Below are 12,755 nucleotides of genomic sequence, written 5' to 3' on the forward strand. Positions count from 1 at the left end.
TCCTCCGTTTCGCTAGGCTTCTCTCTTCTCTTTATAATGTTTTGTCCTCCGATTGAAAAGAGCCAATTGGCCCCGGGCTGGCAACCTCAGACCGTTAGATCGTGTTCTGATTTTATATCGATGGCATTTTTCAACAGCTTTTGTAGAACAGCAGCAAAGACTCCAATCACAATGGAAGCAGAAATTATGATCAACCCAATGACGATAATCCCAGGGGCGTCTTCTCCCCTTGCGATGAGAACGAAGAAAGGCATACCTGGCACAAACAAGATGCTGATGATGATCGCACAGTTTTTAATATTCTTTAAAGCCCTTACAGACAGCTCTGAGAACGCTGTGTTCTTGTCGATGTATCTTAAAAGTTTTAAAGTCTGATACAAGGCAATGAAATACGCGATCGCCGCTGCGTACTCACCGAGCATAACGGGTACTTGCAGATAAGGCATCCCTAGATAATGTGCTGTTGCTTCACGAGCGATCTCCGGCATAAAGTAACACAAAGCCAAAATCGGCAGGGCAAGAAGTAAAACAACGACCTTTAAAAAGAGTGTTTCTGGTTTCATACAAAGCACCTCGCTTCTGTTGTTGTTGCTTTGAGTCTAACATGATTTTTATCGTTTTGCAATAAATGATTATCGTTTTTCGGCATTTCGAGAAATAGACAAAACCTCCCGCTCTTTCACATCGGGAGGTTTTGTCTCATCTTACAATTACTGGCTTTGCAACTCGCTCTCATCATACACCGCTACCAAACAAGAGCAAGTTCAAGGCAGGATTTTACATCAAGCAAGGAATAGATCAGACTTTGAAAAGCCCAGATATGTATATGAGAGAAAATACAAATGGCCGGGATGGATTTGTATTTTATAAGGACTTTAGTAATGATATAGGAAAAAGCAACGGAAAAGATGTCAATCGATTACGAGTTGCAACCGATGCGTCCGGTAATGTGTTAACTGCCTTCCCGGAAAAAAGTAAGTAGTAGAAACAAAGGAGGATATTATGGCCGTTACATTTGTTTTGGCTAACAGCGTGGAAGAAAGTGTCGAGGGTCGCCCATTTGTTCAGTTTGAAGAGGAGCTTCATACCGTCCTCTATCAAAACCGTGAATATCTTGGTGACAAGGGTCAGTTGCTGGTGAATCTTGACCCGTATAACCACAAGGTGCTTACTCGGGAAGAGATCGTGCAAATGACTGAGCTGTGCCAGATGATCCCACAGTTTTTTGAAGGGGAACTCGTGGACACGTTTACAACTGAGTTTTCCAAGCTTTGTGCACAGGCTCTTGCGACTCATACCGCGATTGTTGCACTGGGTGATTAAGAGAATAAGAAACAGCCTTTGAGCCGGTGTGAAGTCTCGGCTCAAAGGCTGTTTTTTCTTGCTCGACGTTCTTTAATTCAAAACTTTGCTACGCTTGGCTTCTGCAACTCACTCTCATCATACACCGCGACCCGGCCGTCTTTGCATTCAAAGATGCGGATCGCCTTGACCTTGCGCAGATCGGAGATCAACATCTTATCGATCACCCTTGATCGTGTCGGTTTGCAAGCGTTTGGAATTTCCCCCTAAACCTTCCCGATTCAACAGGACCACGCTGGAAATCACCGTCACCGCCCCGAGCCCCATCGCGAAGGTGATTTTTTCGTTCATGTACAGCGCCCCTACACACATCGCAATCACAGGTGAAACAAACGTCCATGTGGTAGGAAAGACGGTGTTCGTCACACGAAGCAACCAATAAAAAATCGAATAGCCAACTACGGAACCAATCACGATCAAATAGATCAGAGCCCCGAAAGCTGCTGGGGAATACGCACTGGGAGTCACCTGCTCAAAGCAGAGAGAGAGCAACAGCAAAAAGAAACCGCCTGCCGTCATCTGCAAACCGTTGCTCGTCATCGTCGGCACAGAGCGTGTATGTTTTTGAAATCGAGTCAGTGCAAAAGCGTATAAAAACTTCACGAACAAAATCAATCCGATCCCCAGATCAGCCAGTTCCTGTTCTCCGGTTGACGTCTCATGACTGGTACCTGTTGCGATCAAGTACGTGCCAAAAAAGCCAAGCACAATTCCAATCATCAGATGCAAACTTCTTTTTTGTTGACCTGTCCACATGGCCAGCAAGGATGTAAAAATCGGGCTCGTGCCTGCCAGTATCGCAACTGTTCCAGAAGGCAAATACTGTGCTGCCCAATACACTGCCGCAAACTGTATCCCTGTCAACCCCACCCCTCCAAGGGCGATCTCTTTCACTTGTTGTCTGGTAAGTTGCTTGAGTGTTTTCGCTCCCCTGAGCAAGAACAACATCATCACCCCTGCGAGGAAAAATCTCGAGCCCGCAAAGAAAAAAGGCGGCATTCCTCCCTCAAGCCCAATCTTGATCGTCAGAAAAGTCGTCCCGAAAATCAAACACATCGTCATGTACGCGATCATCATCTTCATTTGCTCCCATCCTGCATGTCTTCGATTCACCTCGATCAAAACATATCGTTGCTAGAACAGTAAACGACATGCTATAACAGTTGGCAGGAAGGAGTGCGGGGCGGAGATGAATATTTTGTTAGATCGTACATCAAGTGTTTCACTGTCCGAACAAATTCAATTGGCCCTCGCTGATCGCATCCGTTCAGGCTTGTATCAAGCAGGCGACCGTCTCCCTTCTGTGCGGAACTTGAGCCGTGAGGTTGGAGTTAGTTTGATGACAGCAGTTCTTGCTTACGAGAAGCTAGAAGCAACCGGATATGCACAGCGGCATCACGGCAAAGGCACGTTCGTCAGAATTCCAAGTTCGGAAAAAGACGAGATTTTAAAGGAAACCACCCCAAAGCCATCATACGATTGGCAGCTGGCGATTCCCGATTATGCAGGAAGGTCGATGTTCCGGCATATAGGGGCTGTCAATCGCCAAGATGTGAAATACCCCCTGCACAGGATCAAACTGCATACTGAGGAACTCTTACCGATTCAACAATTGCAAAGAGCACTTCACCGTGCTTCATCCGATCTATCGTCGATTGGCGATTATGCACCGGCCGCAGGAGACGAAGCGTTGCGCAGCACGCTTGCTTCCTTTCTCCAAGAGAAGGGCTGTGCTCTCACAGCATCCGACCTGTTGATGACCACAGGAAGCCAGCAAGCCATCGATCTCGTTGCCCGAACGTTTTTGGGACCCGGGGATCTTGTCGCAGTCGAATCTCCTACATTCCCCGGTGCTTTGGACGCGTTTCGCTCGCGTGGTGCCACCCTGATTTCCATTCCTGCAGACCATACAGGCATGAGGCTCGACATGCTTCAGCAGTTGTGCGACATGCATCCTCCAAAAATGATCTACACACTGCCCACAGGTCAAAACCCCACAGGCAGCGTCCTGTCGATTCAAAAACGCCTGACTTTGCTGGAAATCGCCCAGAGCTATAACACTCTGATTGTAGAAGATGATCCTTGGCCGGAACTGTACTTCGAGGATGCGCCGCCGCGTTCCCTTTTCAGCATGGATCGAACCGGACATGTGATCTATTTGCATGGATTTAGCAAATCGATCTCACCAGGACTTCGTCTGTCAGCAATCGCTGCAAGAGGTTCCGTGTACCAACGCTTGCTCCATGTGAAAGCAGTGACCGATTTATGCACCCCTTTATTGAACCAGCGCATTTTGCTGCACCTGTTGGAACAGAACATGAATGAACATTTCCACAAAGTCCGTGGCCAATTAAAAAAGAGACGTGATAAGGTCCATCAACTTTTGAAGCGTCATGCCTCTTCCGATTGGACCTGGACTCCCCCGGCTGCCGGCCCTTTTTTTTGGTTGACATCGACAGCCGGCGTGAACACAGACGCCTTGTTTGCCACGGCCGAACTCCAAGGAGTTTTGTTCTTCCCAGGCTCCTTCTTCTACTCAGGAAGTCCCGAGAGAAACAGTCTGCGAATCGGCTTTGCTGCCCTGCCAGAAGCGCAAATCGACGAGGCGATGCTGACGCTTTGCCAGCTTTTGCGGAATGCCGTTCCAAATAAAAAAGAAGCCTCTCGACTCGATTCCTAAGTCTGAGAGGCTTCTCCTATAGAGGGTACTATTTCCGTGAAGTTCGTTGTATCGACTTCCCTGAATCATCGCTTACGCTTGGCTTTGCAACTCACTCTCGTCATACACCGCGACCCAGCCGTCTTTGCTCTCAAAGATGCGGATCGCCTTCACCTTGCGCAGGTCGGTCAGCGTGAACCAGTGGCGGGTATTCGCCGGAACGGAGATCAGATCGCCCGGGTAGAGCACAACGTCAAAGTACACGCCGTCCTTCGGGCCTTTGATCGTAAACACGCCTTCGCCGTCGACGATGAAGCGGACTTCGTCTTCGGTGTGGTGATGCTCGTCTTGGAACTTCACCAGCAGCTCTTCGATGTTCGGGGTCGCCTTCGACAGCACGACGATGTCGGACGACTTATAGCCGCGCTTTGCCGAGAGAGCGTCGATCTCCGGTTTGAACACGTTCAGGATCGCTTCGGAACGCTCAGGGGTGACTTCGTAGTTTTCTTGCAGGTCGCCTTGGAGTTTGGTGATGTCCCAGTTTTCGTAGACGATGCCTTGCGTTTCCAAGTATTTCGAAATCTCTTCCCCGTTCTCGATGCGTTCGTTGGTTTCGACGAAACGGATGACAGCCATCAGAAACTCCTCCTCTATGCGTGCTGCGCTGCCGGTGCGGATGCGAGGGCAGCGGTCAGCGGGTTGACTTGGCGTTGGTAGGTCAGCCACAGGAAGTGGTACTGGAACATAAACTCGAACGCTTGCACGTGGCGTTTCGCCGCGTGGACGTCTTCGCCCCAGGCGTAGATGCCGTGTTTGCGGATCAGGACGCCCGGCACTCGCGGGTCGAGGCGTTTGCCGATCTCGGCCGCGAGCTTCGGGATATCGGCGAAGTTTTCGACGATCGGGATGTCGATGGACGCGCCTTCTTCCCAGATGTTCAGGCCTTTGATCAGCTCCATGTCGGAGATGGTCACTTTGCCGTCCGCCGCGTAGATCTCGGAGAGCAGGTTGTTGTACAAGGTGTGGACGTGCAGGACAGAACCTGCGCCGCCGCCGATCTTTTTATACACTTCCGCGTGGACCAACGTCTCGGCGGACGGTTTGAGCAGGGTCGATTCGATCGGCTTGGAGTCGCCGTCGACGAACAGGATGTCATTGATCTGGAGGTTCTCCTTGTCGCGCCCGCTGGCGGTGACACCGAAGAGGAGCGGTTCATGGCTCAATTTGATCGAAAGGTTTCCCGATGTGGCCGGGAACCACCCTTTGGCAGCAAAGTTTTGGGAGACGTCAACCAGTCCTTGTGCGATACGATAGCGTTCTTCTTGCAAAAATGTCATTGCGGAGAACCTCCTTTTTGGGTGAGTTCTGCATCGAGTTGCTTCAGCACTTCGATGCAGTCGTAAAACGTCGCAAAGGCAGCGTGGCGCAGTCCTAACTCCTCGCATTTGCGCAGGAGGAAAGCGCGAGCGATCACAAAGTCCGCTTGCTTCGCCGCAGCGAGGTCGGTGATCGAGTCGCCGATGACGATCTTGAACAGGTCTTCGTCCGGGAAGCGGCGCAGCACGGACGGTTTGCACATGCCGCAGCCGTTGTCGCAGTGCTGGTCGCAGGCGTGCGGCCACAGGATATGGATCTGCTCGCCGGAGAAGTCGCTGGCGTTGCAGTAGATCGGATTTTCGATGTCAAAAGCGCGCAGGATCGGGATGACGAAAAAGTCGATGCCGCCGCTGGTCACCCAGAAATCGATGCCCTCTTTCTTGCAATATTCCAGAAACTCCGGGAACCCGTCGCGGATCGCCGCCACCTCCTGTGCGTAGGCGGCGACGTCGTCGCGCAGGTCGGCCCGGACGCCGTTGAACAATTGTCCGACTCCGCTCTGGATGGTGATCTCTTGACCGAGGATCTGGTCGCGGATCGTCTCCCAACCGGGAGCCCCGAACTTTTCCATGATCGTGATGATCATGTCGCGTTCGGTGATCGTGCCGTCAAAGTCACAGAAGATGGCGATGCGTTTGCTCATGGGTCCGTGTGTCTCCTTGTCGTTGTATGTGTGTGATTATTTGCCCGAGGGGTTGCCCCACAGATCGAGCGAGGTCTTGAGCTCCGGCGAATTCGACGCCGCTTCAGTCAAAGTCTTGCCGTTCACGACCGCGTCGATCGCAGCGACGAACGCGCGTCCGCCCGCTGCCGAGCCTTGCGGGTGGCCGTGGATGCCGCCGCCTGCGTTGATGATCTGGTCGTTGCCGAGGTCTTCGTACAGGAACGGGACGAGCCCCGGGTGGATCCCGGCCGACGGGACCGGGAAGGCGCGGTGCAAGGTGCCTTGCTCGCCGCGCAGAGCTTCGGCGATCTTCAGGGTCTCCGCCCGCTCCAGCGCGACCGAGCCGTACGCCGACGGGTAGAGGCCAAAGTCGGCGCCTGCGATCCGCATCAATTTCCCGAGCAATACCGGGGCCGCGACGCCGTATTGCGCCGACGGGTACATCGCGCCGGCGAGGGCCGGGTGCGCCATGATCGGCACGGTGATCTGCGGGTCGGCTGCCAGTCGATGCAGCACGTCGTAGCCGTAGGTCAGCACGTTCAGGAGCAGGGCGTTCGCTCCGGCGTCGACCGCACGGCGCGCTTTGTCGAAGATCTCGGTGACGGGACCGGTCAAGTTGGCCGCGTAGAGCGTGAATTTTCCGGTTTCTTGCTGTGCGCGTTCGGCTGCCAGTCGGCAGGCTTCGATGCGCTTTTCAAACGGTGCGTACGTTTCGTCGAAAAAGATCTCGTCGTCCTTGACGAGGTCGACGCCGCCGAGTGCTTGCTGGTAAAAATGTTCCGCGATGGTCGCGGTGTCGTAGCCGATCACCGATTTGAAAATGCTCATCAGCAGCGGGCGATCATAGGCGTTCAGTGCGTTGCGGATGCCGTCGATGCCGTACTTGGGACCTGGAAAGCGGGAAGCAAACTCGGTCGGCAGGTCGATGTCGACGAGGCGGATCTGACCGTCCATCGACAGTTTGCCAAACACCGAGGTGAGCAACGCCGGGATGTCCGGGGTGAAGTTGATCGTCGGGTAGGCGACGGTGAGCCGCGCCTGCGCCAGTCCGTCGCGGTCTGTGCCGATCTCTTCGGCGGCGACCACGTGGCCTAGGTGTTTTTGCATGGCAGCCTGCCGGGCTTCCGGCAGGTCGGTCCATGATCCGACGGTCAGTCCAACCGCGATCCCGTTCGCTTTTTTCTGCCAGTCGGTGCCCGGTTTGCCGTGGGCCAAATAGGTGACGTGTACAAATTCCTGAGTCATCTGCGACCGCTCCTTTTTCCTGCTACTGTGTGCCAAATCGGTCCAAACTATCAAAAAAGCCTCTTTCTCAACAGAGAAAGAGGCTAGGCATACATGACGAATCAAATAGCGTCAACCGCGCCTCTTATCTCCCAGGATATATCCCCCTGTAGGAGTTAGCACCGTGTACACATCCGCGCGAAAAAAGACGAAAAATCGTGTATCGGTTGCCGGGCATCATCGGGCCAGTCCCTCCGCCTGCTCTTGATAAGAGTAAATCGTTTCCCCGAAAGGAAACGCTATGAAGTTGGTAACAGAAGTTCTTGCAACAGAATACAACCTCACAACTTTGATGTCAACCCATTTTTTTAAATGGAAGTCATTCTCTCCACCGCTTCCTGCATCCGGGCTTCCGTGTTGAGCAGTCCGACGCGGACATACCCTTCGCCGTGCGGGCCAAATCCGTTGCCGGGCGCGACCATGACGTGCGCTTTTTCCAGCAGCAGGTCGGCGAAGTCCATCGACTTCATGCCGCCCGGCACCGGCACCCAAGTAAAGAAAGAGCCCTTCGGATTGAGCACGTCATATCCGGCCTTTTGCAGCCCGCCGACAAACACGTCGCGACGGCGCTGATATGTCGCCACCAGATCGCGGACGCAGTCTTGTGAAGAGGTCAGAGCGGTGACGGCGGCGCGCTGAATGAAGGCCGGCACCGAGCAGTAGTAGTGGTCTTGGATCAGGTTGATCGCAGCGACGACGTCTGCGTTGCCGAGGGCAAATCCGACGCGCCACCCCGCCATGTTGTAGGTCTTGGAGAGCGTGTAAAACTCGATGCCGACTTCCTTCGCACCGGGCGTCTGCAGGAAGGAGGCCGGCTTTTCCCCGTCAAAACCGATCGCGCCGTACGCAAAGTCGGACGCGACGACGATGCCGTGCTTTTCGGCAAAGCGAACGGTGTCAGCGTAAAATTCATGCGTGGCGGTCGCCGAAGTCGGGTTGTTCGGGTAGTTGAGGAACATCAATTTTGCCTTGGCGAGCCTGTCCTGCGGGATCTGCGAATAATCGGGCAGAAAACCGTTTTCCCGAACCAGCGGCATCATGTGCATCTGTGCGCCGGCCAGCGCGATGCCCGACCAGTAGTCCGGGTAGCCCGGGTCCGGCACCAGCGCGACGTCGCCGGGGTTGAGCAGGCACATCGGCAGTTCGACGAGGCCGGTCTTGCCGCCGAAGAGGATGGCGACCTCCTTGGCCGGGTCGAGGTCGACGTCATACTCTTGCTTGTACCAGTGTGCGATCGCTTGTTTCAGCTCGATCAAGCCGGAGAACGGCGGGTATTTGTGCGTGACCGGGTCGCGCACCTCATGGCGCAGCGAGTCGACGATGTGCGGCGGAGTGGGCAGATCCGGGTTGCCTTGACCGAGGTTGATCACGTCATGCCCGGCGGCGATGGCGGCGTTGACTTTGGCGACGATGGAAGCAAAAAACTGAGTCGGCAACCCTTGCAGGCGGTCCGATTGATGTATATTCATGGGTTGAAAGTCCCCTTTCCTTTCGATTCGGTACTACTATACAACAAAAAAAGCCTGCTGGAAAAGCAGGCTTTTGTGACACCGTGGGTCAGCTCGGCATCGGAGTCGGGGTCGGCTTGGCATACCCCTCTTTGTATTTGTTGTCGATGTAGGTGCGGATTTCTTTGACGGTCTTGCCTTTTTCTTTCATCTCGGACGCTTCGACCGCGATGTCCATGCAGGTGTCGCAGCGGGTGCCGTGGTCATCCCAGACGACGGTACCGTCGCCTTTGACTTCCTTGATGAAGCAGTTCATGTTGTCTTTGTGACCGGCAGACACACCGCAGCCGCAGTAGCACGGCATGCTTTGCAGAAGTTCGTTGTTTTGCGCGGCTTTGACGTATGCAAATTTGATCTTTTGGTTGGCTTTGTCCAAGAAGGTCGGCAGTTGATCGACAGACGAGGTGATCTCCTGGATGTCGCCGTTTTGCAGGCGTACTTGTTTTTCGCCGAGAACCGGCTGTTTGGTGCTCGGAGAAGCGGATTGGGAGCTGTGATCGTGACCCGCAGCCGGGCTTTCTGCTTGCTGCGATCCGCAACCGGCGAGGATGGTGCTGGTCGCGATGATGCCGAGAACGGCGATGGATGTCCATTTTTTCATGTGCTGCGCCTCCTTTTTCTAGGCCTTGCTGGCTGATGCTCTTATTTGGCGCGAAGCAGCCTCATGCCGTTCGCGATGACTAGCAATGCGGTGCCGGTGTCGGCGAAGACGGCCATCCACAAATTGGAGAGGCCGAACACGGTCAGCAGCAGGAACACGGCCTTGACGAGCAAGGAAAACCAGATGTTCTGCTGAATCACGCGCAAGGCCGAGCGGCTCAGTCGCATGGTGAAAGGGAGCTGGGCGAGATCGTCCGACATCAACACGAGGTCGGCCGTCTCCAAAGCGGTGTCCGTTCCGGCGCCGCCCATGGCGATGCCGATGTCTGCGGTCGCCAAGGCGGGGGCGTCATTGATGCCGTCGCCGACCATGGCGACCGGGCCGACTTGTTGCTGGAGCGTGCGGATCTGCGCCAATTTTTGCTCGGGGAGCAGTTCGCCGAGCGCCGTGTCGACGCCGACTTGCGCGCCGATGGCGTCGGCTGTCCGCTGGTTGTCGCCGGTCAAAAGGACTGTGCGTTCGATGCCTGCCGCTCGCAAGTGCCGGATCGCCTCGACGCTCTCCGGACGGACGACGTCCGCGACGGAGAGCAGACCGATGATCGCACGGTCTGCTGCCAGCAGCATGACGGTGCGGCCGAGACGTTGTTCCGCCTCGACGCGATCGGCAGCCCATCTACTAGTATACCCCATGTCCGCAAACCATGTCGGTTTGCCGATGCGATACGTGATGCCGTCGGCGACTGCTTCCGCCCCTTTTCCGGCATGAGCTTGAAAATGCTCCACTTTTTGTAGCCGCTCACCCGGATGATGTGTCGCATGCGCCTCGAGGATCGCGCGTGCCAGCGGGTGCTCGGAACGGGACTCGACAGCGGCGGCGACGGCGAGCACGTCCCGCTCGGTGCGGCCTTCCAGCGCCTCGACGCGCACGACTTCCGGGCGGCCGACGGTGAGCGTGCCCGTCTTGTCAAAGGCGATGGCGCGGATGCGGCCTGCTTCTTCGAGGAAGGCGCCGCCTTTGATCAGCACGCCCCGTCGGGCCGCGTTGCCGATGGCGGCGACGATGGAGACCGGCGTCGAGATGACGAGCGCGCACGGGCAGGCGATGACGAGCAAAGCCAGCGCGCGGTAGATCCACTCCGACCAGTCTCCCGCGAACAACAGCGGCGGGATCAAAGCGATCAGCAAAGCGAGGATCACCACAGCCGGGGTGTAGACGGCGGCAAAGCGGTCGACAAACTGCTGCGACGGAGCGCGTTGCGCCTGCGCTTCTTCGACGAGGTGGATCATGCGGGCCAGCGTGGAGTCTTCGACGCGCTTGGTGACGTGAAATTCAAAGGAGCCCGTCTCGTTGATCGTGCCGGCAAAGACGTCGTCGCCCGTCACTTTGTAGACAGGGATCGATTCGCCGGTGACAGGGGCCTGATTGACGGTGGAACTGCCGGACGAGACGGTGCCGTCCATCGGGATGCGCTCGCCCGGTCGGACGATGACGATGTCGCCGATGCCGATCTGTTCCAATGGCAGCCGCTCTTCCCGGCCTTGACGGCGGACGAGCGCTTCTTTGGGGGCGAGGTCCATCAAGGAGCGGATCGAGCGACGGGTGCGCTCCATCGTCTGGGCCTGCAGCCAGTTGCCGACGGCGAACAGAAAGACGACGGTCGCGCCTTCCGACCATTCGCCGATCAAAGCCGCTCCGACGGCCGCCACGGTCATGAGAAAGTTCATGTCGAGAGTGAAGGAACGCAGCGCATACAGCCCGGCACGGGCAGCATAGAAGCCGCCGGTGAGAATGGCCAGCAGATACAAGAAAATGGCGGTCAGGCCGCCGGGCCCTGCGTACTCAGCGACGAATCCCGCGCCGAGCAGGACGCCGGAGACGGCGGTGAGGATCGTGCGTTTGTGACGGTCCCAGAAGGAGGCGGTCTGGCTGGCGGCTGCCGGGACGGCCGCGTCGGAGGTCGTCTCCAGCACGGTGCCGCGATAGCCGACCTGTTCGACAGCGCGGATCATCGCCGGAATGGCGGCGGTGTGGACGGCGGTCATTTTCGTCGTGTTGAAATTGACCTGCAACTCGCGCACGCCGTCCAGTTTGCCCACGACGCGCTCGACGGTGCGCGCACACTCCCCGCAGTCCATGCCGTCGATGTGAAAGACGGTGCGAGCCTCCCCCGGCATCAAGCGCAGATCGGCGGCCGATGCGGACGCAGCATCGTCCAAGACGAGCAACTCTTCTCCGACTGCACCGCAAGATGTCGCGTCGCAACAGGAAGCAGGACTCGCGGACTGTTCATCCACGACGCAGGTCGTATCCGTGCAACATGATGCGATACTCGCATCGTGTTCATCCCCGGCGCATGATGTGTCCGCGCAGCATGATCCCGTCAGCGGGAGTTCGTGATGGTCTTGGCGTTCCTCATCATGGTCATGGTCATGATGAGGGCCGTGTCGAGTTCCCATTTTGTCTCCCCCTCCTCGGTCTTGACAAGATGCTTATCGATGCGACACATGGTGCAACCCCGTCTCAAACAGGGTCTTGATGTGCTCATCGTCGATGTTGTAGTACGCGACGCGCCCTTCCTTGCGCCGTTTGATGATGCGGAGATTGCGCAGGTTGCGCAGTTGATGCGAGACGGCCGACTGGGTCATCTCCAACACCGCGGCGAGGTCGCACACGCACATTTCCGACTGCACCAGCGCATGCAAAATGCGCACTCGCGTCGGATCTCCCATCGCCTGAAAGATCGCCGCCACATCCCGGACCTGATCCTCCGCCAACTGTTTCTCCCGCACCCGGGCCACCGTCTCGTGATGGTTCACGTTGTAACAGACACGCTCCACATCGTTCACCCCCTTTTCATCATCATATATGAGCAACTGTTCATATGTTACCCCCAATCTATCGCACCATGTCCGCTCTTGTCAACGGACAACCATCCATACGTTTCGGACAGGTCGCACATACACTGCTAAGAGCAAACAGGAGGTGCCAGCAGCATGGCCAGCATCAATCCGGAAACGCAAGACACGCTGCAAACGCAGCACACAATGCGTGAACGCGCCCGGCAGTTGAAGGGCGAGATCGTGATCGGCCGCCTGACCGCCGTCAGCCAAACCACTCTGCGCGTACGCACGTACGGCAGCGTGGGGCGGCTGTTCCTCGTCATCCCGGTTCGGCTGCGCAACGTGCAGGACCTTTTCACCCACCCCTCCGCCTGACAGCCAGACATTCGACCATTTTCACACATTCGCGCCACATTTCAGCGAATGCGGAATGCTTGGCCCCCTCTTGTTTCGTACA

The 12,755-nt window shown here is 56.2% G+C and carries 14 protein-coding genes and 1 riboswitch; of the genes, 4 read left to right on the forward strand and 10 right to left on the reverse strand.

Annotation, left to right across the window (positions count from 1 at the left end; genetic code table 11):
* Nucleotides 1-86: 86 nt before the first annotated feature.
* A complete protein-coding gene (locus OS242_RS07630; protein WP_267151081.1) occupies nucleotides 87-563 on the reverse strand; it encodes a DUF2975 domain-containing protein in 477 nt (158 codons plus the stop codon).
* Between the two features lie 131 nt (nucleotides 564-694).
* Here OS242_RS07630 and OS242_RS07635 point away from each other — a divergent pair, with 131 nt between their 5' ends.
* Both OS242_RS07635 and OS242_RS07640 read left to right on the forward strand, forming a co-directional pair.
* A complete protein-coding gene (locus tag OS242_RS07635; protein WP_267151082.1) occupies nucleotides 695-982 on the forward strand; it encodes a hypothetical protein in 288 nt (95 codons plus the stop codon).
* A gap of 20 nt (nucleotides 983-1,002) precedes the next feature.
* On the forward strand, nucleotides 1,003-1,323 hold the full coding sequence (locus tag OS242_RS07640; protein WP_267151083.1) for a hypothetical protein: 321 nt from the start codon (nucleotides 1,003-1,005) through the stop codon (nucleotides 1,321-1,323).
* 195 nt (nucleotides 1,324-1,518) lie between these two features.
* On the opposite strand, the gene OS242_RS07645 is transcribed toward OS242_RS07640, so the two are convergent.
* Nucleotides 1,519-2,445, reverse strand: a complete 927-nt coding sequence (locus tag OS242_RS07645) for a DMT family transporter (protein WP_267151084.1) — start codon at nucleotides 2,443-2,445, stop codon at nucleotides 1,519-1,521.
* A gap of 106 nt (nucleotides 2,446-2,551) precedes the next feature.
* Between OS242_RS07645 and OS242_RS07650 the strand changes: the two genes are divergently transcribed.
* A complete protein-coding gene (locus OS242_RS07650) occupies nucleotides 2,552-4,042 on the forward strand; it encodes an aminotransferase-like domain-containing protein (protein WP_267151085.1) in 1,491 nt (496 codons plus the stop codon).
* Between the two features lie 72 nt (nucleotides 4,043-4,114).
* Here the strand turns inward: OS242_RS07650 and OS242_RS07655 are convergent, their stop codons facing one another.
* From OS242_RS07655 to OS242_RS07690, 8 genes are all read right to left on the reverse strand, one after another.
* Complete coding sequence (locus tag OS242_RS07655) at nucleotides 4,115-4,657, reverse strand: 1,2-dihydroxy-3-keto-5-methylthiopentene dioxygenase (RefSeq protein ID WP_267151086.1); 543 nt, start codon at nucleotides 4,655-4,657, stop codon at nucleotides 4,115-4,117.
* A gap of 14 nt (nucleotides 4,658-4,671) precedes the next feature.
* Complete coding sequence (gene mtnB, locus OS242_RS07660; RefSeq protein WP_267151087.1) at nucleotides 4,672-5,358, reverse strand: methylthioribulose 1-phosphate dehydratase; 687 nt, start codon at nucleotides 5,356-5,358, stop codon at nucleotides 4,672-4,674.
* Nucleotides 5,355-6,041, reverse strand: a complete 687-nt coding sequence (locus OS242_RS07665; RefSeq protein WP_267151088.1) for a 2-hydroxy-3-keto-5-methylthiopentenyl-1-phosphate phosphatase — start codon at nucleotides 6,039-6,041, stop codon at nucleotides 5,355-5,357. The genes mtnB and OS242_RS07665 overlap by 4 nt, the downstream gene beginning before the upstream one ends.
* A gap of 36 nt (nucleotides 6,042-6,077) precedes the next feature.
* Nucleotides 6,078-7,307 (reverse strand): 2,3-diketo-5-methylthiopentyl-1-phosphate enolase, encoded by a 1,230-nt coding sequence (locus OS242_RS07670; protein ID WP_267151089.1) that lies wholly within the window; start codon nucleotides 7,305-7,307, stop codon nucleotides 6,078-6,080.
* Between the two features lie 121 nt (nucleotides 7,308-7,428).
* A riboswitch (SAM riboswitch) is annotated at nucleotides 7,429-7,560 on the reverse strand.
* A 94-nt stretch (nucleotides 7,561-7,654) separates the two neighbouring features.
* Entirely contained in the window at nucleotides 7,655-8,815 is a 1,161-nt protein-coding gene (locus OS242_RS07675) for a pyridoxal phosphate-dependent aminotransferase (protein ID WP_267151090.1), read from the reverse strand.
* A gap of 88 nt (nucleotides 8,816-8,903) precedes the next feature.
* Nucleotides 8,904-9,455, reverse strand: coding sequence for a PCYCGC motif-containing (lipo)protein (locus tag OS242_RS07680; RefSeq protein ID WP_267151091.1), 552 nt, complete (start codon nucleotides 9,453-9,455; stop codon nucleotides 8,904-8,906).
* 41 nt (nucleotides 9,456-9,496) lie between these two features.
* Nucleotides 9,497-11,914, reverse strand: a complete 2,418-nt coding sequence (locus tag OS242_RS07685) for a heavy metal translocating P-type ATPase (RefSeq protein ID WP_267151092.1) — start codon at nucleotides 11,912-11,914, stop codon at nucleotides 9,497-9,499.
* A 33-nt stretch (nucleotides 11,915-11,947) separates the two neighbouring features.
* Nucleotides 11,948-12,295, reverse strand: a complete 348-nt coding sequence (locus tag OS242_RS07690; protein WP_267151093.1) for an ArsR/SmtB family transcription factor — start codon at nucleotides 12,293-12,295, stop codon at nucleotides 11,948-11,950.
* A 156-nt stretch (nucleotides 12,296-12,451) separates the two neighbouring features.
* Here OS242_RS07690 and OS242_RS07695 point away from each other — a divergent pair, with 156 nt between their 5' ends.
* On the forward strand, nucleotides 12,452-12,673 hold the full coding sequence (locus OS242_RS07695; protein ID WP_267151094.1) for a hypothetical protein: 222 nt from the start codon (nucleotides 12,452-12,454) through the stop codon (nucleotides 12,671-12,673).
* The last annotated feature ends 82 nt before the right edge of the window (nucleotides 12,674-12,755 follow it).

This window comes from Tumebacillus lacus, assembly GCF_026410385.1.
Classification (GTDB): domain Bacteria; phylum Bacillota; class Bacilli; order Tumebacillales; family Tumebacillaceae; genus Tumebacillus; species Tumebacillus lacus.